Genomic DNA, 23,640 nt, shown 5'->3' on the forward strand with positions numbered 1-23,640 from the left:
TATGCCCAACCCGCTGACGCCGCAGGTGCTCGCTCCTGAAACCCTGAACGACGCAGTCGCGTTGACCCGTGCGCTGGTCGACATCGAATCTGTCTCGGGCAACGAGAAGGAGATCGCCGACGCGGTGCAGGAGGCCCTCGAAACCTGCGCCCACCTGCGGGTCGAACGGATCGGGCACACCGTGATCGCGCGCACCGAGCTGGGCCGCGAGCAGCGGGTGGTCCTGGCCGGACACCTGGACACGGTGCCGATCGCGGACAACTTCCCGTCCACCGTGGACGGCAAGATCATGTGGGGCTGCGGCGCCTCGGACATGAAAAGCGGCACCGCCATCGCGCTGCACCTGGCGGTGACCTGCCCGGATCCGCGCTATGACGTCACGTACTTCTTCTACGAGTGCGAGGAGGTCGAGGCGGTCCGCAACGGCCTGAAGATCGTCGCCGACCGGCGGCCAGAGCTGCTGGAGGCCGACTTCGCGGTGCTGCTGGAGCCGACGTACGGCATCGTCGAGGCGGGCTGCCAGGGCACCATGCGGGCGCGGGTGCGCACGAGTGGCGTACGGGCGCACGCGGCCCGCTCGTGGCTGGGCGAGAACGCGATCCACAAGGCGGGCGAGGTGCTCCGGCGGCTGTCGGACTACCGGGCCCGGGAGGTCGAGATCGACGGCTGTCGGTACCGGGAAGGGCTGAACGCCGTGTCGATCAGGGGCGGGGTGGCCGGCAACGTGATCCCCGACGCGTGCGAGATCGAGGTGAACTTCCGCTTCGCCCCGGACCGCTCGGAGGAGCAGGCCGAGGCGCACCTGCGCGAGGTGTTCGGCGGATACGAGATCGAGATCACGGACTCGGCGCCGGGCGCGCTGCCCGGCCTGTCGGCACCGCCCGCGGCGGAGTTCCTGGCGCTGACCGGGGCGACGCCCGCGGCGAAGCTGGGCTGGACGGACGTGGCACGGTTCGCGGCGCTGGGCATCCCGGCGCTCAACTTCGGGCCGGGCGATCCCAACCTGGCGCACAAACCCGACGAGCACGTGGAGATCGACAAGATCGAGGCCGGCACGGACCTGCTCCGCCGCTGGCTGAGCAGGAGCCCGTCGTAGCGGCCGCTCGGTGTACATCCGGAGCGAAGCGCAGGATGTGCGGCCGATCAAGGCCGCGGAGCGGCTCCGCATGATTCTGGCAGGCTAAGCCTGATCAGCGGGCGGCGGCGGGCTCGTCGGCCGGCTCGAACTCCTTGGCGTCGACCACCATGGCGATGCGGCGGGCGTGCACGGTGGCGCGGATGCGCTGGCGCATGGCCTGCTTCTGGCGAAGCACCTCGCTGCGGGTCATCACATTCATCGCCTCCCTCGTCGTCGGCCTTATTCAAGCAACGCTGTATGACATCCTTGACGCCACAGCATGGCGAAAAGTTGCGTAATCCGCTGGGAATTTGCTGGGGATGTGCGTGCCGCGTCGTCACGTAAACGAGCGAGCCGGACTACGGTGATGGCATGACGCAAAGCAACCATCGACACGAGCGGCACCGCGGCCGGGTGACCCTGCGCCGCGACGCGGTGTCCTCGGGTACCGCGGACCAGGCCCTGCTGGACTCGGCGGGGCGTCCGGATTGGAAGGTCCGCGACTCCTGGCGGACGCTGCGCATCCTGAGCGAATTCGTCGAGGGCTTCGACACGCTCAGTGACCTCCCCCCTGCGGTGAGCGTGTTCGGCAGCGCCCGCAGCGCGGCCGACTCGCCGGAGTGCGAGATGGCGCAGCGGCTGGGCGCGGCGCTGGCCCGCGCGGGATACGCGGTGATCACCGGTGGCGGGCCGGGGGTGATGGAGGCGGCCAACCGCGGGTGCACCGAGGCCGGCGGGCTCTCCATCGGGCTGGGCATCGAGCTGCCGTTCGAGCAGGGCATGAACGAGTGGGTCGACGTCGGCATCGACTTCCGCTACTTCTTCGTCCGCAAGACCATGTTCGTGAAGTACGCCCAGGCCTTCGTGGTGCTGCCCGGCGGCATGGGCACCATGGACGAGCTGTTCGAGGCGCTCACCCTGGTGCAGACGGAGAAGGTCACCCGGTTCCCGGTGGTGATGATGGGCACGGCCTACTGGAGCGGCCTGCTGTCCTGGATGCGCGACACCATGCTGGCCGATGGCAAGATCAACGCGGTGGACCTGGACCTCATCGTGTGCACCGACGACGTCGACGAGGCCGTCGAGCACATCGCGCACGCCGACAAGACCCTCGCCGCCGAGCAGCAGGCCATCCGCTCCTCCGGCGGCATCGCCGACTGACCCGAGGAAGGTGCCCTTCCTTGGGTTAGACGCGTTCGCTGAGGCGGTCGGCGGCGCGGTGCAGGCGCGAGTTGAGTTCGGCTTTGTGTTCCAGGATTTCGAGGTCGATCTCGGCGCGGCGTTTGCGGAGCACGGCCTCGCGTTCGGCGTACTCGGCCTCGATGTCGTGGTTGAGGTCGCGCTCGGCGACCGCCAGCTGGGCGCTGACCAACTTGTCGTACGTCGTGGAGCCGCCGACGAACTTGACCAGGATCGGCATGCAGTCGACCAGGATGAAGAAGATGCGCACCGCCCAGATGCCGACGGCCAGCACGCCGCTGGAGTCGGCCAGGTCGTGCAGCGCGCCCAGGCGTTCCAGGAGGCCGATCCGGCCCTGGTGGCTGCGCTCCTCGGCGACCCGCTCCTTGATCTTCGTCTCGCGCTCGGCCTCGAACGCGGCGTGCGAGGTGCGGGCCGCCGACTCCAGTTCCGAGATCTGGGTACGCAGGTTGACCAGCTTCACGCCGTTGGCGTCGATCTGCCGGGTGCGTTTGAACGCGTCGGCCTCGGCGCGCAGCCGGCGGCAGTTGGGGCCGACGCCGCGCTGACCCGTCAGGCCCGCGCCGGAGTCGCCGACGCACTCCCGCCGGGCCATGTCGTTGATGGCCCGCAGCTGGACCGAGTCCGCGTCGACGGTCTTGGCCAGCGCGTCCGCGTCGGCGCGGCGAGTGGCCAGCTCGCGCAGCGTCGCCACCGGGGACTGGTCGAAGTTGAAGGTCTCGGTGGCCTTGCAGTCGGCGGGCGCGGCCGGCTCGGTGGAACCGGGCACCGGGTTGCAGGTCTTGAGCCGCCCGGCGAGCTGTGCGAGCGCCTCGGTGCGCTGGTCGGCGACGTGCTGGATGACGGCGGTCTCGAAGATGCGCAGCACCAGCGGCTCGGCGATGATCACTCCGAAGAAGAACGCCATCAGCACTCGCATCGCCAGCACGGGGACCCGGCGGAACCAGCCCTCGCCGAGCCGGCTGGAGACCAGCCAGCGGTCCACGTTCAGGATGAACAGGAACCAGACCAGCACCGGGAACACGGCCAGCCAGCTCGACGCGCCCATCGCCTGGGTGATCGCGAAGTACATGGAGATGGCGGCGATGGTCGCGGTGCCCAGCACCACGCCGCCGAGCGAGGTGTACCAGGCGCGTTCCTGCGGCACCCGGTCGAGCAGCCGCTCGTCGACGCCGGCCAGCACGCGCAGCCGCCGCCCGAGCTGCGGCCGGGGCAGCCGCCGCCGCGGCGCGCCCTCCGCCGCGCGCCCGGCGGCGATGTCACCGGTGGGCTCGGTCGCGGGTGCGGGCGGGGTCGCCGAGCCGGATTCGGGGGTACGCCCCGGCGGGGTCGCCGGATCCGGCTCGGGGACGTGCCGCAGGGGCACCGTCGCATCCGGGTCGGGCTCGCGACGCCACGGCACCGTCGGTTCCGGATCGGATGCGGCCGCGTGCCGTCCGTGCGGGTGGGGATCCGGCCGGGGGTTGTCGTCCATGGGGTGCACTCCGAGCTCCCTGCGCTGAGGTGGTCTGCCGTCGGTGATGCCGGGTCCATCGTCCGGTGAACACACGCCCGGTGTCTGTCCGGTGGTTGTCGGGGTTGGCCCCTACGTGCGCGGTCGCCGCTCGGGCATCGACTGTGGTCTTCGCAAGGAATTGCGTTAGGAGCGCAACAACCTAATGGGTACTTGTATTTGCCGTGCCAGCGTTACGAAAAGATTACGCAGAACCTTGTGGTGGGCGACACAGGGAATCTAAAGTCACCTACACCTCCTGGCGTCCGCTCCGCCTCGAGCGTCTCAGGCGTTCCATCGTTCCTCCGTTCCCTCCAGAAACGAGTCTTCGATGTCACGGAGCATCACAGGAGCTGCGGCGGGGTCCCGCCGGCCCCGGCGGTGGGCCCCGATGGCGGTCGCCTCCGCCACCGTCGCCGCCGTCGGTCTCAGCCTCGTCGGCAGCGCCGGCACGGCCAATGCCGCCACCACCGGCGCCGCGCCCGTGGTCACGCGCGCCGCGCTCGACCCGGCCCTCGTCGCGGGCCGCGGCGCCAGCGTCAACTTCCTCGAGCAGGAAGCCGAGAACGCGGCGACCAACGGCACCGTCATCGGGCCCGACCGCGCGGCGTACACGCTGCCCGCGGAGGCCTCGGGCCGCAAGGCGGTCAAGCTGACCCCCGGCCAGCACGTCGAGTTCACGCTGCCGGCCGCCGCGAACGCGATCACCGTTCGCTACAGCATCCCGGACGCGCCGAACGGCGGCGGCATCACCGCGCCGCTGAACGTCACCGTCAACAGCAAGAACAAGCAGGTCATGACGCTGACCTCCGAGTTCGCCTGGCTGTACAACCAGTACCCGTTCAGCAACGACCCCAACGCGGGCCTGCTGCACGAGGACTGGTGGATCACCGAGTGCGCGTGCGTGCCGGCGTTCACCGACCCGAAGCCGGTCATCAGCACGCCGTTCCGTCCCATGCACTTCTACGACGAGCAGCGCCTGCTGCTCGGCAAGACGTACAAGGCCGGCGACAAGGTGCGCCTGACCGTGCCGGCCGGCAGCAACGCCGCCTGGACCGTCATCGACCTGCTCGACTCCGAGCTGGTCGGCAAGCCGCACGTGCGCCTGGTGGCGTCCAACGTGCTGGCGTTCGGCGCGGACCCGACCGGCCGCCGCGAGTCGGCCGACGCGTTCGACCGGGCCATCGCGTTCGCCAAGAAGTGGAACCTGAAGGTGTACGTGCCCCCGGGCGTGTATCAAGTCAACCGGCACATCATCGTCGACGACGTGACGATCGAGGGCGCGGGCAGCTGGTACACGATCATCAAGGGCAAGGAGGTCGCGCTCAGCGAGCCGGCCGAGGACGGCTCGGTGCACACCGGCGTCGGCTTCTACGGCAGGTACGCCGAGGACGGCGGCAGCAGCAACGTGCACCTGTCCGGCTTCACCATCCAGGGTGACGTGCGCGAGCGCATCGACACCGACCAGGTCAACGGCATCGGCGGCGCGCTGAGCGACTCGACGATCGAGGGCCTGTACATCCGGCACACCAAGGTCGGCATGTGGTTCGACGGTCCGATGGACAACATCAAGATCAAGAACAACATCATCGTGGACCAGATCGCCGACGCGCTGAACTTCCGCAAGGGCGTCACGAACTCGCTGGTGCAGAACAACTTCGTGCGCAACACCGGTGACGACGGCCTGGCCATGTGGTCCGACGGCGTCGCCGACGCGAACAACGTGTACGACCACAACACCGTGCAGACCCCGACGCTGGCCAACGGCATCGCGATCTACGGCGGCACGAACAACACCGTCTCGAACAACCTGGTCGCCGACCCGATTCGCGAAGGCTCCGGCCTGCACGCCGGTTCCCGCTTCGGGGCGACCGCCTTCGACGGCTACCTGAAGTTCACGAACAACAGCGTGGTCCGGGCCGGCACGTACGAGCTGAACTGGAACATCGGCCTCGGCGCGATCTGGATCTACGCGCTGGACAAGACCATCGACGCGGACATCCAGGTGACCGGGGACCACTACCTCGACAGCACCTACAACGCGATCATGATGGTCAGCGAGTGGTCGGTGAAGGACCTGTACCAGATCCGCGGCGTCAAGTTCAAGGACCTGCGGATCGACGGCACCGGCACCTCCGTGGTCAGCGGCCGGGTCGAGGGCGGCGCGTCGTTCGAGAACGTGGACGCCCGCAACGTCGGCGCGGTCGGCATCAACAACTGCGGCTCGTTCCACTTCACCCCGGCCGGTTCCGAGTTCGTGGTGACCGACCTGGGCGGCAACGACGGCGGCGGCACCACCGGCCCCTGGATGGCCTCCTGGGAACTGCCGAACACCATCACCTGCGACGACCGCCCGCCGGTCGTCGTGCCCCCGGCGCCGTCCCCCTGGTGACGACGCGCAACTGCCAGACCGGATGAGGCACGGGCGGGCGTTCGAGTGCATGGACACCGGGCGCCCGACCGGAAATCCGGTACCCGCCCCGGGCGGGATCCGAGCGGAAGCCGCGCTCGGATCCCGCCCGGGGCCTATTCGCGGGCATGCCGTGACGGCCTTCCGACGCTCATTCAGGGACCGTCGGCCGTCCAGCCCGGATCGTGCGTTCAGCGAGGTCGCACCTTTCCGAGTGGATAGGGATGCGTCCGGATGACCCCGCTTATCGGCTCATTGGGTTATGGAGCGGTTCCGGGCCTGCGTGCGAGGGTGTAACCCGGCCACGATGAGGGGGATCATCCTATGCAGATCAGCAAGACGCGGTTGCTCCGCTCAGTCGGCAGACTGGGCGTGGCCGCCGCGCTGGTGGCCGCCGGTGTCGCCACAGGTGCCACACCGGCACACGCGGTCGCCACCAATACGGTGGCCTTCTGGAGCATGGACGAGCCGAACGGCTCGACCGTGCTCGTCGACAGCAGCGGCAACGGGCGCAACGGCACCATCGGGTCTGACCTGACCACGGGTGTCGTCTACGCCGGTGCGACCGGTCACCGCTTCCCGGTGGTGCTTCCGGGCGAGATGGCATACAAGCCGGGTCACATCAACCGGGTTCCGGCGCACAGCGACCTGAACCCCGACTCCGGCGACTTCTCGCTCACCATCCGCTACCGCAGCACATACTCCTTCGGCAACATCATGCAGAAGGGCCAGGGCGCGACGGCCGGCGGTTACTGGAAGTTCGAAGCGCCGGGCGGTATCCCGCGCTGCCTGTTCCGGGGCGGCAACGGCGCCTCGCGGACCGGCTACGCCACCGAGTCGATCTCGGACGGCCAGTGGCACACCGTCACCTGCAACCGCACCTCCGCCTACGTCGAGATGTACGTCGACGGGGTGCGCACCAGCCGGGCCAACGGCCCGACCGGCAACGTCGCCAACACGTGGCAGCTGTCGATCGGCGGCAAGGGCACGTGCGACGGCGTCGAGGTCACCTGCGACTACTTCATCGGTGACATCGACTACATCAAGATTCTGAAGGGGTCCGGCGGAACCGGCAACACGCCGCCCACGGCCGACCTGGAGCCGTCCTGCACGGGCCTGGTCTGCTCGTTCGACGGCACGGGCTCCACCGACAGCGGCGGCGCGATCCAGAACTACGCCTGGAACTTCGGTGACGGCACCTCCACCGACACCGACAGCATCGGCACCGCGTCGCACACGTACGCGGCGGCGGGCACCTACAACGTCACGCTGACCGTCACCGACGACTCGGGCAGCACCGACACGGAGACGCGGCAGGTCACCGTCGCGCCCGTCGCGGAGCTGATCTCGTTCGTCGGGCAGGCCACCTCGAACGTCAACGCCCTCACCCACACGGTGACGGTGCCGTCGGGCGTCCAGGCGGGCGACCAGCTGCTGCTGTTCCTGAGCCAGAACACGCACGGCACCACCGGCACGCCGACCGGCGGCGGGTGGACCCAGCTCGACCGTCTCGACGGCGGCTACGCCACCACCACGGTGTGGCGCAAGACGGCCACCGCAGGCATGGCGGGCACCACCGTGCAGGTGACGCTGGGACAGCAGTCGAAGGGCAACTTCGTGCTCGCCGCCTACCGCGGCGTCGACACCGTGTCGCCCCTCGTCTTCGCCAACGGCACCGAGACGACCAGCTCGGCGGCGCGCGTCACGCCCTTCGCGACCGTGACGGCCGCGCAGAGCTGGGGCGTGTCGTACTGGGTGCACGGCGACGCCGCGTCCACCTCGCTCACGGCCCCGGCCGGTGTGGAGGTGCGCAGCAACTCGTCGCAGACGGGCGGCGGCCGGGTCACCGGTCTGCTCGCCGACACCGGCGCCTCGCTGCCGGCCGGCTCCTACGGCGGCCTGACCGCCACCGGCGCCGCGGCCAGCACCACGACCACCACGTGGACGCTGATCCTGCAGCCGGCCTGACCCGCTACACCCTGATCACGGCTGAGCCGGCCACCCCCGCACCGGGGTGGCCGGCTCAGCCGTTTCAGGGCTTTCGTGACATCTGTTCCCGGCGTCGGGATGCAGGCGGCGCCACAACCGGCTCGGCTGCTGCCGCGGTGTCGCCCGCTCGTGCTGGAATGTTCGGCGTGAGCAGCGGCGTTCAGCGGGACTGGCGGCTGGTCCGGGGCAGCGGTCCCGACCGGCCGTCGTTGCGTGCCGACGCCGCTCAGCAGCGGGTGATCGAGCACGGGTCGGGCCCGCTGCTGGCGCGTGGCGGACCGGGCACCGGCAAGACGACGACCCTGGTCGAGGCGGTCGCCCGCCGCGTCGCCGAGGGCGTGGACCCGCAGCGCATCCTGGTGCTGACGTTCGGCCGGCGCGGATCGCAGTCGCTGCGGCGGCGCATCGAGGCGCGCATCGCCCGGGGCGTCGGGCATGAGCCGCTGGTCAGAACCTTTCCGGCGTACGCCTTCGGCCTCCTGCGCCGCTCGGCGGCGCTGCAGGGCGACCCGTCCCCGCGCCTGCTCTCCGGCCCCGAGCAGGACCTCGTCATCCGGGAGCTGCTGCCCGGCGAGGACGCGTCCTGGCCGGACCGGCTGCTCCCCGCGCTGGGCACCCGCGCGTTCGCCGAGCAGTTGCGTGACCTGCTACTGCGGGCCGCCGAGCGCGGCATCGGCCCGGAGGACCCGCTCTGGCAGCGGCGCGACGACTGGCAGGCCGCCGCCCGTTTCCTGCACGAGTACGAGCAGACCATGGCGCTGCGCGACGCCTCCACCCGCGGCTCGGCCGGCTACGACCACGCCGAGTTGGTCCGCGCCGCCACCGCCATGCTGCGCCGCGACCCCGAGCTGCTGGCCGCCGAACGCTCCCGGCTGTCCGCCATCTACGTCGACGAACTCGCCGACACCGACCCGGCGCAGGTCGAGCTGCTCCAGCTGATCGGGACGGGACTGCCGCTGACCGCGTTCGCCGACCCCGACTCCTCCACCTACGCCTTCCGTGGCGCCGACCCTCAGATCGTGCGCACCTTCGGCGAGCTGTTCCCGGGCACGGAGCAGGTGGTGCTGGCGACCACGCACCGGGCCGCTCCTGCGGTCCGCAATGCGACGGCCCGCATCGCGCGCCGCCTGCCGGGTCATCTGCCAGTGGTGCCCGCGCCGCGCCAGGAGCAGGCCGGGCTGCTCGCCGACGGACCCGCACGGGCAGCGGGAGGTCCGGGTGTTCGGCCACCGGCGGTAGCCACCGGCGCGGGCGGCTCCGGGCAGCAGGCGGCGGCCACGGGCGGTGCCGAGCCGGCCGTCCGGGGCGAGTCTGCCGACGACCCTGACGTCGGGGTCGAGGTGGTGGCCTTGCGCAGCCGGGTCAGCGAAGCCGCGTTCGTGGCGCACCGGCTCCGGCGGGCGCACCTGGTTGACGGCGTGCCGTTCTCGCGCATGGCGGTCATCATGCGCTCTACGAACTCGCAGCTCCCGGCCTATGAACGGGCCCTGCGCCAGGCTGGCGTGCCGACCAAGGTGCTGGCCGAGGACCTGCCGCTGCACCAGCAGCCGGCCGTGAAACCGCTGCTCACGCTGCTGCGCTGCGCGCTGAAGCCGGAGTTGCTCACCGAGGAGGCGGCGGTCGCGCTGCTGCACTCGCCGCTGGGCGGGGCCGACCCGATGGCCGAGCGGCGGCTGCGCCAGGGCCTGCGGGCGCTCGCGATCGCGGGTGGCGACACACGGGGCTCGGGCGAGCTGCTGGTCGAGGCGCTGCGCGATCCGGCTGAGCTGGCGGCGCTGGACCGGCGCTGGGCCGCGCCCGCGACCCGGATCGCGATGCTGCTGGCCACGGCGCGGGAGACGGCGGGCCGGCCGAGGGCCACCGCCGAGGAGGTGCTCTGGTCGGTCTGGCGGGCCAGCGGTCTGGCCGAACGCTGGGCCGTCGTCGCCACCGCGCCCGCGATGGGACTGGACCAGCAGCGCCGCGCGGAGACCGCGGACCGGGACCTCGACGCGATCATGGTGCTGTTCGACGCCGCGGCGCGGTTCACCGACCGGTTGCCGGGCGCGCGTATCGACACGTTCCTGGAGCACGTCGCGGACCAGCAGCTGCCCGCCGACTCGCTGGCTGCCAGCGGCGACCGGGGTGAGGCGGTGCGCCTGCTCACCGCGCACGCGGCCAAGGGCCTGGAGTGGGACGTCGTGGTGGTGGCCGGGGTGCAGGAGGGCGTCTGGCCCGACCTGCGGCTGCGCGGCAGCCTGCTCGGCTCCGAGCAGCTCGTGGACGAGGTGGCGCAGCGCGCCCAGCCGGGGGAGAAGGCGCAGCGGGTCGCGCAGACCGCCGCCCTGCTCACCGAGGAGCGGCGGCTGTTCTACGTGGCGGCGACCCGGGCCCGGCGGCGGCTGGTGGTGACCGCGGTCGACTCCGGCGCGGTCGGCGGCGCGGACGGCGAGGACCGGCCCAGCCGCTTCCTGTTCGAGCTGGCCCCGCCGGTCAAGGTGGACGAGGACGAGGTGGCCGAGCTGGAGCTGGCCCGGCCGCCGCGCGCGCTGACGCTGTCCGCGCTCGTCGCGGAGCTGCGCTCCGCGGTCACCGGCCCCGATCCGGTCCGGCGGCATGCAGCCGCCCGCGAGCTGGCCCGGCTGGCCGCCGCCGGGGTGCCCGGCGCGCACCCGGACCATTGGTGGGGTCTGCCGGAGCTGTCCGACGACGGCCCGCTGCACGGCCCGGACGAGCCGGTGCGGGTCACCCCGTCCACCATGGAGAGCGCGCTGCGCTGCGGGCTGCGCTGGCTGCTGGAACGGCACGGCGGCGCGGCGGCCTCGACGGCCGCGCAGGGCGTCGGCAACCTGGTGCACGCGGCGGCGATGCTGGCCGACGAGGCGATGAGCGACCCTGCCGTGCTGGTGGACTACGTCGCGGCGCGTTTTGACGCGATCGAGCTGGCCGCGGCCTGGCTGGCCGGGCGGGAGCGGGACCGCTCGGCGGAGATGCTGGGCAAACTGACCCGCTGGCTGGCCGAGAACCCGCGGCGGCTGGTCGCGATCGAGCGCGAGTTCACCGTACGGCTGGACGCCGAGCCGCCGATCGACCTGGTCGGCCGGGTGGACCGGCTGGAGGTCGACGAGCAGGGCCGGCTCGTGGTGATCGACCTCAAGACCGGCAAGACCACCACGGCCACCCGCGAGGAGCTCCCGGAGCACCCGCAGCTGGGGGCGTACCAGGTGGCGGTCGAGGCGGGCGGCTTCCCCGAGGGCGACGAGTCGGGCGGGGCGGCGCTGGTGCAGCTCGGCACCGGTCACAAGGACGCCAAGGAGCAGGTGCAGGACGCGATCGGCGAGACCGCCGACCCGCAGTGGGCGCACGCCATGGTGCACCGCACCGCGGCCACCATGGCCGCCTCCACCTTCGTCGCGAAGGTCAACGACAAGTGCCGGGTCTGCCCGGTGAAGAGCAGCTGCCCGGTCTCCGGCAAGGGTCGCCAGGTGGTCGAGCCATGAACGCAGTGGCTGCTCACGGGAGTGCCGAGCGTAGCGAGGTGCGAGCATGAGCGAGCTGGTCAGGACGGTTGTCGAGGAGGGGCCGCGGTGGACGCCGGAGGAGCTGGCGGCGGCGCTGGGGCTCAAGCCGCCGACCGCCGAGCAGGCCGCGGTGATCAGCGCCCCGGTCGCGCCGCTGCTGGTCGTCGCGGGCGCGGGTTCGGGCAAGACGGAGACGATGGCGGCGCGGGTGCTGTGGCTGGTCGCGAACCAGCACGTACGCCCGGAGCACGTGCTGGGGCTGACCTTCACCCGCAAGGCGGCGGGTGAGCTGGCCCACCGGGTGCGGGTGCGCCTCGGCCAGTTGCGCCGCCACGTCGGCACCCGGTTCACCGAAGGGCTCGACGGCGAGCCGACGATCGCCACGTACCACTCGTTCGCGGCGCGCATCGTCACCGAGCACGGGCTGCGCGCCGGGTACGAGCCGAGCACCCGGCTGCTCACCGAGGCGTCCTGCTGGCAGCTCGCCGACGAGGTGGTGCGCTCGTACACCGGGGACATGTCGGCGGTGGAGGCCGCCCCGAGCACGGTGGTGTCGGCGGTGCTGGCGCTCGCCGGTGAACTGGCCGAGCACCTGGTCACCGCGGACAGCCTCGCCACCTGGACGGGTCGCTTCCACGCGAGCGTCGACGCGAAGCCGGGCCGGGTGATGGCCGACGTGCGCGACCTGCTGGCCCGCCAGCGTGCCCGGCTGCAACTGCTGCCGCTGGTGCGCAGGTACGCCCACCGCAAGCAGCTGCTGGAGGCGATGGACTTCGGCGACCAGATGTCGCGGGCGGCGCGGGTGGCCCGCGACCATCCCGAGGTCGGCGCGGCCGAACGCGACCGGTTCCGGGTGGTGCTGCTCGACGAGTACCAGGACACCAGCCATGCCCAGGTCACGTTGCTGCGGGCGTTGTTCGCCGGGGACGTGGCGGTGGTGGAAGGCGGGGTGTCCGGGCTGGGGCATCCGGTGACCGCGGTCGGCGACCCGTGCCAGTCCATCTACGGCTGGCGCGGGGCCAGCGCGGGCACCCTCGACCGCTTCCCGGGGGAGTTCCCCGACCGCGACGGCGAGCCGGCCGCGCAGGCGCAGCTCGGGCGCAGTTTCCGGAACCGGTCGGAGATCCTGTCGGTGGCCAACGCGATCTCCGCGCCGCTGCGCGACCGGGGCGCGCGGGTGGTCTCGCTGACCTCCGGCAGTCCCGAGCCGGGCATCGTGCAGTGCGCGCTGCTGGAGTCGCACCTGGACGAGGCGGAGTGGATCGCCGACCAGATCGTCACCGCGTGGCGCAGCGAGGCGGGCACGGCCGACGACCAGAACCCGGCGCACATCCCCGTGGACCGGCGGCCCACCTCGGCGGTGCTGGTGCGGGTGCGCTCGCAGATCGCACCGATCGAGGCGGCGCTGCGGGCCCGGGGCCTGCCGGTCGAGGTGGTCGGCCTGGGCGGCCTGCTGGACACGCCCGAGGTGCGCGACGTGGTGTGCACACTGCGGGTGCTCAACGACCCGACCGACGGGGCGAGCCTGCTGCGCCTGCTCACCGGGGCGCGCTGGCGGATCGGGCCGCGTGACCTGGTGGCGCTGCACCGGCGGTCCCGGGCGCTGGCGCACGAGCGCCGCCCGGCCGGCGACGACGCCGAGATCGTCACGGACCGGCTCGACGACGCGGCGCTGGCCGAGGCGCTGGAGGATCTCGGCGAGCCGGACCAGTACTCGCCCGCGGCGTACACCCGGCTGTCGGCGTACGCCAGGGAATTGGCGGCCTTGCGCTCCCGCCTGGACCAGCCGGTGGGCGACCTGATCGCGGACATCGAGCGCACCGCGGGCCTGGACGTGGAGGTCGCGGTGCGGGCCGGCGACGCCGGGCTGGCCCGCGCGCACCTGGACACGCTCGGCGAGGTCGCGGCCCGGTTCGCGGTGGAGACCGACGGCGCGCCGCTGGGCGCGTTCCTGTCCTACCTGTCGGCGGCCGAGGACGAGGAGCGCGGGCTGGCCCCGGGCGAGATCGACGTGGCCGAGGGCGCGGTGCAGATCCTCACCGCGCACGCGGCCAAGGGCCTGGAGTGGGACGTGGTCGCCGTGGCGGGGCTGACCAAGGACGTCTGGCCGGGCCCGAGCAAGGGCACCGACCACTTCCTCAAGGGCCTGGGCGTGCTGCCGTTCCCGCTGCGTGGCGACCGCGACGGACTGCCCGCGCTGGCCGTGAAGAGCGCCGCCGACCAGAAGGAGTTGGGCCGCGCCGTCGCCGACTTCGAGCAGCAGTGGAAGGAGCACGACGCCCGCGAGGAGCGCCGGTTGGCGTACGTGGCGGTCACCCGCCCGCGCACCTGGCTGTTCGCCTCCGGTTACTGGTGGGGTGACAAGGTGCGCAAGCCGCGCGGCCCGTCCGTGCTGCTGGAGGAGATCGTCGAGGTGTGCCGGTCCGGGGAGGGCCACGTCGACGTGTGGACGCCGGAGCCCGAGCCGGACGCCGTCAACCCGACCAGCGGCGAGGTCGCCACGACCTGGCCCAGCGATCCGCTGGGCGCGCGGCGGCCCACCGTCGAGGCGGCGGCCGACCTGGTCCGGGCCATGCTCGACGCGCCGGACGGCGGGTCGGCCGAGCACGACGAGGTGACCCGGCGCTGGCGGCAGGAGGCCGACCTGCTGCTGATCGAACGCGAGGAGCAGGCCCGCCGGGCGAACCGGGCCGACGTCGTGCTGCCCGCGCACCTGTCGGTGTCGCAACTGGTGGCGCTGCGCAAGGACCCGGCCGCGCTGGCCCGGCGGCTGCGCCGGCCGCTGCCGGCCGCCCCGGACCCGTACGCCCGCCGCGGCACGGCCTTCCACCACTGGCTGGAGCAGCGCTACGGCGCCGACCAGCTACTCGACCTCGACGACCTGCCCGGGGCGGCCGACGAGGACGCCGCGCCCGATGAGGCGCTGGGGGTGCTGAAGGAGCGCTTCGAGCAGAGCGTCTGGGCCGACCGGGTGCCGGTCGAGGTGGAGACGCCGTTCGTGGTGGAGCTGGGCGGCACCGTCGTGCGTGGACGGATGGACGCGGTCTTCCGCGACGCCGCGGGCGGTTACGAGGTGGTCGACTGGAAGACCGGCCGCGTGCCGACCGGCGCGACGGCGACCGCGGCCGCGGTGCAGCTGGCGGCCTACCGGCTGGCCTGGGCGGCGCTGGCGGGCGTGCCGGTGGCCAAGGTCAGCGCCGCTTTCCACTACGTACGCGACAACCTGACCGTGCGGCCCGCCGACCTGCTCGACGAGGCCGGGCTGACGGCGCTGCTGACGGCACTGCCCACGCAGGACGCCGACTAGTCGGATGTCCGACCCGGGGCGTGCCGTCATCCTTTTCGGTGGCATCTCAGCCGAACCGGCGGACAGACCGGTCCGGAAACCGACTGCGTGATGTCGCACGCAGCGGGCATTGTGTGAGCGGACACACGCATCCCGAGGGAGGCGCGCCGTGGAGTCATCGGTCCGGGAACTGCTCCTGGTGATGCTCCTTGCGCTGATCGGTGTCGGGGTGGCCGGTGCCGTGGTGCTCGCGCCGTGGCACGCGGCGCAGGCCGGTATCGTCGTGGAGGTGCATCCGCCGGCTCCGTCCATGGCTGGCTGACGATGACCGTGGTGACCGCCTCGATACCCGCCGGAGTACGTGCGATGTCTGGTCCGAAGTCCCTGATCACGGCTGCTGTCTCGGCTGCCGTGCTGCTGCTGGGCGCGCCGGTGCCCGCAGCCGCGGCCGAGCCGGACGTGGTGCGTGGCATGCAGTGGCAGCTCGCGAACCTCGACCTGCCCGCGGTGCATCAGCGTGCCACCGGTGCCGGAGTTCTGGTCGCTGTCCTGGACTCCGGTGTGGACAGGACACACCCCGACCTGAGTGGCCAGGTGCTCGGCGGCCCCGACCCGGTCTCGAACACCGATGTGGACGGTCGGGGCACCGGACTCGCCGGACTCATCGCAGGTCACGGCCATGTTCCCGGGGTAGCGGCGGGTGCGCCGCGGGCGACGCCGTCCGGCTCTCCGGTGCCGAGCCCGAGCGCGGCCCCAGCTGACCCGCGCACGGCGGGTGTGCTCGGGGTGGCCCCCGGCGCGCAGATCCTGCCGATCGCGTTCGCCCCCTCGCCCGGCGCGACCGGTGATCCGGACGCACTGGCCAGCGCGATCGACCGGGCCGTGTTCGGCGGCGCGAAGATCATCTGCATCGGGCGGGGCGTCGTGCCCGGCAGCAAGCTGCAGGCCTCGGTCGAGGCGGCCGTGGCACGGGGCGTGCTGATCGTCGCGGCCGACGCGGACCGGGCGGGCCGGCCGTTCACGCCGTGGCCGGCCTCGTATCCCGGGGTGCTCAACGCGATCCCGGCGGACCGTTCGGGCCAGGTGCCCGTCGCGCCGCTGAGCGGGCGCACCACCGGCATCACGGTGCCCGGCGTCGACCTGATCACGACAGGGGTGGGCGGCGGCTACCGGATGGACGGCGGATCGAGCGCGGCGGCGGTGCTGGCGGGCGCGGCGGCGGTGGTGTGGTCGGCGTACCCGCAGGCCACCGTCGCGCAGGTGCTGCAGCGGCTGCGTACGACCGCGACCGACGCCGGCGCTCCCGGCGCGGACAGCCGGTTCGGGGCGGGCATGCTCAACCTGAGCGCGGCGCTGGCGGCGAACGTGCCGCAGGAGGCCGCGCCGAGCGTGCGGCCCAGCCCGGTGCCGTCGAGCCAGGCCGCCTCGCCCAGCCCTTCGCCGGTGCCGGTGGCTCTCGCCGACAGCCGGGACTGGCGGCGCTGGCTGGTGGCCCTGCCGCTGCTGGTCTTCCTGGCCGGCCTCACCGTGTGGGCGGTCCGCTCGGCCCGGGTGCGGCAGCAGCCGGCCGCCTGATCCGTCCAGGGTTCGGGACCGCGACCGGAGCGGGCGCGGGACGGGTTAACAGATCATTGCCGAAGACGGCTGCTCGCGCCCCGCGGTCGGCCGCCACTGGCGCGTGTAGGCTCTATATCCTATCGTGCCGGTAGGTTATATGGGCTTTGTGATGGCCGCCGCGCGTGCTGCGGGCGGTTCGGCGCTAACTTGATCAGCGACACGGAGGAGGTAGGGCCATGGGCATCGCGGTGGTGGTCGGCGGCGGTTGCAGTGGTGTGCTCGCCACCCGTGAGCTGTTGCGAGCCGGCTGGCACGTGGTGCTGGTCGACCCCGGCGCACGGCCCGGCCGGGGGCTGGCCTACAGCACCGCCGCACCGTGGCACCTGCTGAACTCGCCCGCCGCCGCGATGAGCGCCGATCCCGACCGGCCCGACGACTTCCTGCGGTGGTGCCGCCGCCGCGACCCGCGCACCGGCCCCGCCGATTTCGTGCCCCGCAGCTGGTACGGCGACTACCTGACCGAGGTGCTGCGGACCGCCGACGAGACGGCGCAGGGCAGGCTCACCGTGCAGCGCGGCCGGGTGGCCCGCATCTTCGAGCCGTCCGGCAGCGGGGGCCCGCTCACCGTGCTGCTCAGCGACGACGTGGTGATCCCGGCCGACCGCGTGGTGCTGGCGCTGGGCCACCCCGCCCCGTCCGTCCCGGCCCGGCTCGACGCCGCCGCAGCGCGCTCGGGGGCGTACGTGGCCGACCCGTGGCGGCCGGGCGCGCTGGACGCGCTGCCCGAGGGCCCGATCCTGCTGATCGGCACCGGCCTGACCGCCGTCGACGTGGCACTGAGCCTCTCGAACGCGGGCCGCCAGGACCTCACCGCCGTGTCCCGGCACGGGCTGCTGCCGCAGCCGCACCGCCGGCCCGCGGCTGCGACCGGGGAGCCGGTTGCCGTCGGGTTGGCGGCGTCCGCGCAGGTCGCCGCCGGGCAGGCGACGGCGTCGGCACAGGCCGCGACGGTGGCGGAGCTGCCGGAACTGCTGGCCGCCGGCTCGGTGGCCGGGCTGCTGCGCTCGCTGCGGCGGCTCGCCGCGGACACCGGGGACTGGCGGGCGGTTCTCGACGCGCTGCGCCCACACTGGGACGCGCTGTGGCAGAGCCTGCCCGAGCCCGGCCAGCACCGCTTCCTGCGGCACCTGGCGCGCTACTGGGAGGTGCACCGGCACCGGATGGCGCCCGACGTCGCGGACGCCATCGGGGAACTGCGTGACAGCGGATCGCTGCGCATCCGCGCCGCCGAGCTGTGCGGCATCGAGGCCGCCGACCAGGGGGTACGCGTCGCGCTGCGCGAGCGCCACGGCGGCGCGATCACCGCTCCGACGTTCGCCGCCGTGGTCAACTGCACCGGTCCCGGCCGCATCGTCGAGTCCGACCCGCTGGTCCGCGCGCTGGTCGCCGAGGGCATGGCCCGGCCGGGCCCGTACCGGCTGGGGCTGGACACCGACCCGCACGGGGCGCTGCTGCGCCGGGACGGGTCGGCGCACCCGGCCCTGTGGACGCTCGGCCCGACCCGCCGCGGCGTGCTCTGGGAGACCACGGCCGCGCCGGAGATCCGCGCGCAGGCGCGGGCGCTCGCCGTCGCGCTGGGTGATGCGGGGGACCGCTCACCGGTCGCCGAGTGCGTGGAGTCCTGACCCGTCCGAAGCGGCGGCGGTCGTACATTTCACCGCCGCTGCTGCGGACGCCTCCTCCGCCAGCTTGCTAGGGTCGGCTTTGTGTCCACCGAGACCAGCATCCAGATCCCGCGCACGGCGTACGAGGTCGAGCGGTTCACGCTCCCCAACGGTTTGCGCGTCGTGCTCAGCCCGGACCGCAGCGCACCGGTGATCGGTGTCGCGGTCGTCTACGACGTGGGAATCCGGTCCGAGCCGCAGGGCCGCACCGGCTTCGCCCACCTCTTCGAACACCTGATGTTCCAAGGCTCGGCCAACCTGGAGAAGCTGGCCCACTTCCGGCACGTGCAGGGGGCGGGCGGCACCTTCAACGGCTCCACCCACCTGGACTACACCGATTACTTCGAGACCGTGCCGAGCAACGCGCTGGAGCGCATGCTCTTCCTGGAGGCCGACCGCATGCGCGGGCCCCGGCTCACCGAGGAGAACCTCAAGAACCAGATCGACGTGGTCAAGGAGGAGATCCGGGTCAACGTGCTGAACCGCCCGTACGGCGGCTTCCCGTGGCTCAAGCTCCCGCCGGTCATGTTCGACACGTTCCCCAACGCGCACGACGGCTACGGCTCCTTCAGCGATCTGGAGGCGGCCACCGTTCCGGACGCCGCGGAGTTCTTCGACAAGTACTACGCCTGCGGCAACGCGACGCTCAGCGTCTCCGGCGACTTCGCGTCCGAGCACGCCCGGATGCTGATCGAGCGCCACTTCAGCGACGTGCCCGCCCGCCCGGCGCCGTCGCGGGCCGACTTCGCCGAGCCCGACCTGACCGCCGAGCGGCGCGAGTCGTACGTGGACAAGCTCGCCCCGCTGCCCGCGGTCGCCTCGGCGTGGCGCGTCCCGGACCCGATCACCGACTTCGCCGGCTACCTGCCGTACGTGGTGCTGGCCGAGGTGCTCACCGACGGCGACGCGTCCCGGCTGGTGGAGCGCCTGGTGCTGAAGGACCGCAGCGTCACCAGCGTCGGCGGCTACCTGGGCTTCATGGGCGAGCCGTTCGAGGTGCGCGACCCCACGGCGCTGCTGCTGCAGTCGCACCTGCCGCCCGGCGGCAGCGTGGACAAGGTGCTGGTCACCATCGACGAGGAACTGGACCGGCTGGCCACCGACGGGCTGACCCCGGGCGAGCTGGCCCGCACCCAGGCCCGGATGGCCACCCACCTGCTGCGCGAGACCGACGCGGTGCTCGGCCGCGCCCTGCGCATGGCCGTGCTGGAGCTGCAGCGGGGCAACCCGGGGCTGCTCAACGACCTGCCGCACCAGATCGCGGAGGTGACCGAGGAGCAGGTCCGGTCGGCCGCCGCCACCCTGCGCCCGCACCGCCGGGCTTCGATCGAGGTCGTGCCCGGAGGAAACCAGTGAGTGAGCGCAGCGAACGAACCAGTGGGCTCGGTGCAGCCGACGACGAGCGTAGCGAGGACTTGGCATGACGACGCTTGCCCTTCCCGAGCTGGACGAGAACCGGCCGCTGGCGCTGCCGCTGGAGGCGGAGCAGACGCTGCCCAACGGGCTGACCGTGCTGGCCATCCGCCGGCCGAGCGTGCCGCTGGCCGAGGTGCGGCTGCGCGTGCCGTTCGCCAAGGCCGAGCTGGCCGAGGCGGCGGTGCTGGCGCAGACGCTGTTCTCCGGCACCAGCACGCGCAGCACCGTCGAGATCGCCGCCGAGCTGCAGACCGTCGGTGGCGGCCTCGGCGCCGGGATCGACCCGGACCGCCTGCAGATCAGCGGCAACTCGCTGGTGTCCGGGCTGGACCGGCTGCTGGAACTGCTGGCCGAGGTGCTCGACGACGCCGCGTATCCGGAGGGCGAGGTCACCACCGAGGTGGAGCGGCTGGCCGACCGGATCCAGGTCGCCCAGAGCCAGCCCGCGCACCTGGCCCGCGTCGCGCTGCTCAAGCGCATCTACCCGGGGCACCCGTACGCGGTGCAGACGCCGTCGGTCGAACAGGTGCGCGCGGTCGGCCCGGAGGCGCTGCGCGCGCTGCACGCCCGGCGGCTGCACCCGGCCGGGGCGACGCTGGTCATCGTCGGCGACATCGACCCGGAGCAGGCGGTGCAGACCGCGGCCAAACGCCTCGGCGGCTGGAACGGTGGCGGCGAAACGGCCGACCTGCCGCCCATCCCGCTGCTGGTGCCGGGCCCGCTGCTGCTGGTGGACCGGCCCGGCGCGGTGCAGTCGTCGCTGCGCCTCGCGCTGCCGGCGGTGGGGCGCACCCACCCCGACCACGCCGCCCTCCAGCTCGCGAACATGGTCTTCGGCGGCTACTTCTCCTCCCGCTGGGTCGAGAACATCCGCGAGGACAAGGGCTACACGTACGGCCCGCACTCGGTGATCGAGCACTCGGTGGCCGGTTCCACGCTGACCGTCTCCGCCGAGGTGGCCACCGAGGTCACCGCCCCGGCCCTGGTCGAGACGCTGTACGAGCTGGGCCGCATCGCGGCGCTGCCGGTGCGCGAGGAGGAGCTGGAGCAGGCGCGGCAGTACGCGCTGGGCACGCTGCAGCTGGGCATGTCGACGCAGTCCGGCCTGGCCGGTCTCGCCAGCACGTACGCCGGTTTCGGGCTGCGGCTGAGCTTCCTGGCCGAGCACTCGGCGCGGCTGGCCGCGGCCACCCTGGAGGACGTGCACCGCGTCGCGGCTACGTACCTCGCGCCCGCCGTGGCGGCCCCGGTGATCCTCGGCGACGCCGAGAAGATCCAGGCCGCGGTGTCGGCGATCGTTCCGGTGACGGTCGAGTCGAGGCCCGCGGCGTGACGGTGAGCGGAGCGAGTTGCCGGTAATGAGCGAAACACCTTCCGCGGCCCGGTCGGATCTCGACCGGGCCGCGTTCCGGCGCGCCGACCCGCAGTGGCTGGCCGACGCGTGGGCCCGCGGCCAGGTGGTGGTGATCGGAGACGACGGCCGGGCACTGATCCGCGCCGACCGGCTGGTGCTGGTCGGGTCGGCGCAGGTCGGCACCGGCGGTCCGGCCGCCGAGCCGCTGTTCCTCGGCGTCGACGCGAGCGGCACGGCCTACTTCGCGGTGAACAGCGAGCTGCCCGAGGTGCCCGGCGCCGAGCCGAAGCACCTGTGGGAGGTCGGCGCGGACCTGCCGCCACGCGACACGGCGCTGCTGACCCAGGCGCTGGCGCTGGTGCGCTGGCACCGCGACCACCTGTACGCCCCGCGCAGCGGCAAGCCGACCACCGTGGAGCAGGGCGGCTGGGTGCGCCGGGACGCCGACGGCGACCTGCACTTCCCGCGTACCGACCCGGCTGTGATCATGGCGGTGCACGACGGGGTGGCCGGCCCGCAGGGACGCATCCTGCTCGGCGCGAACGTGGTGTGGGCCGGGGCGGCCAAGCGCCGCTACTCGGTGCTCGCCGGTTTCGTCGAGGCGGGGGAGACCGCCGAGGACGCGGTCGCCCGCGAGGTGTACGAGGAGGCGGGGGTGCGGGTCTCCGGCATCCGCTACCACGGCAGCCAGGCGTTCCCGTACCCCCGCTCGCTGATGCTGGGTTTCATCGCGGTCGCCGACCCGGCGGCCGCGCCGCTGCGCACCGACCCGGACGAGCTGATCGACGCGCAGTGGTTCACGCGCGAGCGGATCGCCCGGGTGCTGGACGGCTCGGACGACTCCTTCACCCTCCCGAACCGCTCCTCCATCGCCCACCAGCTCGTCCTCACCTGGCTGCGCGGCGGCTGACGGCGGGGTCAGCCCGCGCCCGGCCCACAGGTACAACGCGGACGGGTGAGGCCTCCCGCTGTCGGGCCGCCCAATTCTGCGTTGATCATGAACTTGTGGCAAGGTTCGGCGGCGCGTCGTGGCCACAAGTTCATGATCAGTACGTCGGCCGGTGGGTGATCCATCCAGGTAGGGGCGTGTCGGTGCGGGGGTGAGGACAGGCGGGCGGCTTAGCCTGAGGGCTGGTTCGCCGACGGAGGTCCCCTTGCCGCGAGGATCCAGCCCGATCGTCCGCCGCCAGCGCCTCGGCGTGGAGCTGCGCCGCCTGCGTGAGACCGCCGGTCTCACCGGTGAGCAGGTCGTCGACCAGGTGGGCTGGGCGGCCAAGTCGAAACTGTCGCGTTTGGAGAACGGGCGCAGCCGTCCGGATCTCGCCGATGTGCTGGACCTGCTCGACCTCTACGAGGTGCGCGGGCGAGACCGGGACCAGTTGGTGGCGATCGCACGCGACGCCGGCAACACGCGGGGCTGGCTGCGGGCGTACCCGGTGATGACCCAGCGGCAGCGCGGTTACGCCGAGCTGGAGGCGGGCAGCGCCCGCATCAGGGAGTACGGCCTGTCGATCGTCCCCGGTCTGCTGCAGACACCGGAGTACGCGCGGGCCCGCATCCTGTCCTCGCGGCCGCTGTCCGGGCAGGCGTCGCCCGCGGCAGGAGTGCCCGCGCAGCGCCCGAATCCGGTGGTGGGACCGGTGGCGGAGCTGCCCGCGCCGCAGGAGCCGGACACCGAGGTGGCGGCGCGGCTGGCCCGCCAGACGATCCTGACCAGGACCCCGGACGCGCCACGCTATGAGGCGATCCTGGACGAGCAGGCGCTGCTCGGGCGGGGTGCGCCGGACGAGGTGCGGGACGGCCAGCTGGCCCACCTGGCGAGCCTCGCACAGTTACCCAACGTGACGATCAGAGTACTGCCGTGTGCGGCCGTGATCGGCCAGCACTTCATACCATATACGGGGTTTTCAATCTATCACTTTCCCGACCCGGATGATCCGGAGACGGTGGCCGTCGAGACGCTCGCCCGTGAGCTGGTGCTCACCGACCGCAACAGCGTCGAGCGATATGCACGTGTCTTCGGCTGGCTCGGCGAAGCGGCGCTGGACCCGCCGCGATCGCGGGCGTGGATAAGCGCCCGGATCAGCTGATCTCCTCGGCGGAAAACTACGCTCCGTCACCCGTTCGGGCGGTGCTGCCCGACGATCGTCGCGTCTTGCTTGATTCCAGCTGGGGAAATGCACAAGCATGACATCAGCCGAATGTGGAAGTTCCACCCATGGACTCCACAGTCGACCTCCGCCCGGCAGGCAGTGACGGAGCAGTGCATGCGGTACCTGATCGTTCGCACCGAGGTACGACCCTTCGCGCCCGAGGACGTGAACGCGTCGTTCCTCGATGAGCAGCCGCTGCGCGACGAGACAGCCAGTCCTGAGCAGCGCCGACAGGTGGCGGAGGCGGACAGCCTCGACGCCGCGCTCCAGCTGGCCCGCGCCCTCGCCTCGGTCGGCGCCGTCCGATCCGGCCGCCAGCGCGTCAAGGTCGTCCGCCTCGACGCCCCCCGCTGGCCCAGCTGACCCTCCACCGCGCCTCAGCGGACCGGTACGCCGCGGCCGCGGCGCACGCGAAGATCGCCGCTTGAGGTCGGAAGGTGAG

16 protein-coding genes are annotated in these 23,640 nt (G+C 72.6%); 14 read left to right on the plus strand and 2 right to left on the minus strand.

The features are described from left to right. The first annotated feature begins 1 nt into the window (after position 1). Positions 2-1,096, plus strand: a complete 1,095-nt coding sequence (dapE, locus tag AB0B35_RS04190; protein ID WP_361040460.1) for a succinyl-diaminopimelate desuccinylase — start codon at positions 2-4, stop codon at positions 1,094-1,096. A gap of 94 nt (positions 1,097-1,190) precedes the next feature. On the opposite strand, the gene AB0B35_RS04195 is transcribed toward dapE, so the two are convergent. Next, positions 1,191-1,337, minus strand: a complete 147-nt coding sequence (locus tag AB0B35_RS04195; protein ID WP_361040463.1) for a hypothetical protein — start codon at positions 1,335-1,337, stop codon at positions 1,191-1,193. A gap of 152 nt (positions 1,338-1,489) precedes the next feature. Here AB0B35_RS04195 and AB0B35_RS04200 point away from each other — a divergent pair, with 152 nt between their 5' ends. Then, on the plus strand, positions 1,490-2,278 hold the full coding sequence (locus AB0B35_RS04200; protein WP_361040465.1) for a TIGR00730 family Rossman fold protein: 789 nt from the start codon (positions 1,490-1,492) through the stop codon (positions 2,276-2,278). A gap of 25 nt (positions 2,279-2,303) precedes the next feature. On the opposite strand, the gene AB0B35_RS04205 is transcribed toward AB0B35_RS04200, so the two are convergent. Next, a complete protein-coding gene (locus AB0B35_RS04205; protein ID WP_361040468.1) occupies positions 2,304-3,791 on the minus strand; it encodes a DUF4407 domain-containing protein in 1,488 nt (495 codons plus the stop codon). A 409-nt stretch (positions 3,792-4,200) separates the two neighbouring features. Between AB0B35_RS04205 and AB0B35_RS04210 the strand changes: the two genes are divergently transcribed. From AB0B35_RS04210 to AB0B35_RS04265, 12 genes are all read left to right on the plus strand, one after another. Next, the gene (locus tag AB0B35_RS04210) at positions 4,201-6,201 is read left to right on the plus strand and encodes a glycosyl hydrolase family 28-related protein (protein ID WP_361040471.1); all 2,001 of its coding nucleotides are present in this window, start codon (positions 4,201-4,203) and stop codon (positions 6,199-6,201) included. 342 nt (positions 6,202-6,543) lie between these two features. Next, complete coding sequence (locus AB0B35_RS04215; protein ID WP_361040473.1) at positions 6,544-8,187, plus strand: PKD domain-containing protein; 1,644 nt, start codon at positions 6,544-6,546, stop codon at positions 8,185-8,187. A gap of 230 nt (positions 8,188-8,417) precedes the next feature. After that, entirely contained in the window at positions 8,418-11,687 is a 3,270-nt protein-coding gene (locus AB0B35_RS04220) for an ATP-dependent DNA helicase (protein ID WP_361040841.1), read from the plus strand. Between the two features lie 46 nt (positions 11,688-11,733). Continuing rightward, entirely contained in the window at positions 11,734-15,015 is a 3,282-nt protein-coding gene (locus tag AB0B35_RS04225; RefSeq protein WP_361040475.1) for a UvrD-helicase domain-containing protein, read from the plus strand. Positions 15,016-15,163: 148 nt separating this feature from the next. Beyond that, the gene (locus AB0B35_RS04230; RefSeq protein ID WP_361040478.1) at positions 15,164-15,316 is read left to right on the plus strand and encodes a hypothetical protein; all 153 of its coding nucleotides are present in this window, start codon (positions 15,164-15,166) and stop codon (positions 15,314-15,316) included. Between the two features lie 44 nt (positions 15,317-15,360). Then, positions 15,361-16,569 (plus strand): S8 family serine peptidase, encoded by a 1,209-nt coding sequence (locus tag AB0B35_RS04235; protein WP_361040480.1) that lies wholly within the window; start codon positions 15,361-15,363, stop codon positions 16,567-16,569. A gap of 218 nt (positions 16,570-16,787) precedes the next feature. Next, positions 16,788-18,236: an FAD/NAD(P)-binding protein gene (locus tag AB0B35_RS04240; protein WP_361040483.1), complete on the plus strand. Its 1,449-nt coding sequence runs from the start codon at positions 16,788-16,790 to the stop codon at positions 18,234-18,236. 81 nt (positions 18,237-18,317) lie between these two features. After that, positions 18,318-19,631, plus strand: a complete 1,314-nt coding sequence (locus AB0B35_RS04245; RefSeq protein ID WP_361040486.1) for a pitrilysin family protein — start codon at positions 18,318-18,320, stop codon at positions 19,629-19,631. A 64-nt stretch (positions 19,632-19,695) separates the two neighbouring features. Then, a complete protein-coding gene (locus AB0B35_RS04250) occupies positions 19,696-21,024 on the plus strand; it encodes a pitrilysin family protein (RefSeq protein WP_361040489.1) in 1,329 nt (442 codons plus the stop codon). Positions 21,025-21,049: 25 nt separating this feature from the next. Then, on the plus strand, positions 21,050-21,955 hold the full coding sequence (gene nudC, locus AB0B35_RS04255) for an NAD(+) diphosphatase (protein WP_361040491.1): 906 nt from the start codon (positions 21,050-21,052) through the stop codon (positions 21,953-21,955). A gap of 244 nt (positions 21,956-22,199) precedes the next feature. Further along, complete coding sequence (locus tag AB0B35_RS04260; protein WP_361040494.1) at positions 22,200-23,135, plus strand: helix-turn-helix transcriptional regulator; 936 nt, start codon at positions 22,200-22,202, stop codon at positions 23,133-23,135. A 177-nt stretch (positions 23,136-23,312) separates the two neighbouring features. Continuing rightward, positions 23,313-23,561 carry a hypothetical protein gene (locus tag AB0B35_RS04265; protein WP_203693850.1) on the plus strand — a complete coding sequence of 83 codons (249 nt, stop codon included), beginning with the start codon at positions 23,313-23,315 and terminating at the stop codon, positions 23,559-23,561. Positions 23,562-23,640 lie beyond the last annotated feature (79 nt).

This window comes from Catellatospora sp. NPDC049133, from assembly GCF_040648455.1.
Lineage (GTDB): Bacteria > Actinomycetota > Actinomycetes > Mycobacteriales > Micromonosporaceae > Catellatospora > Catellatospora aurea.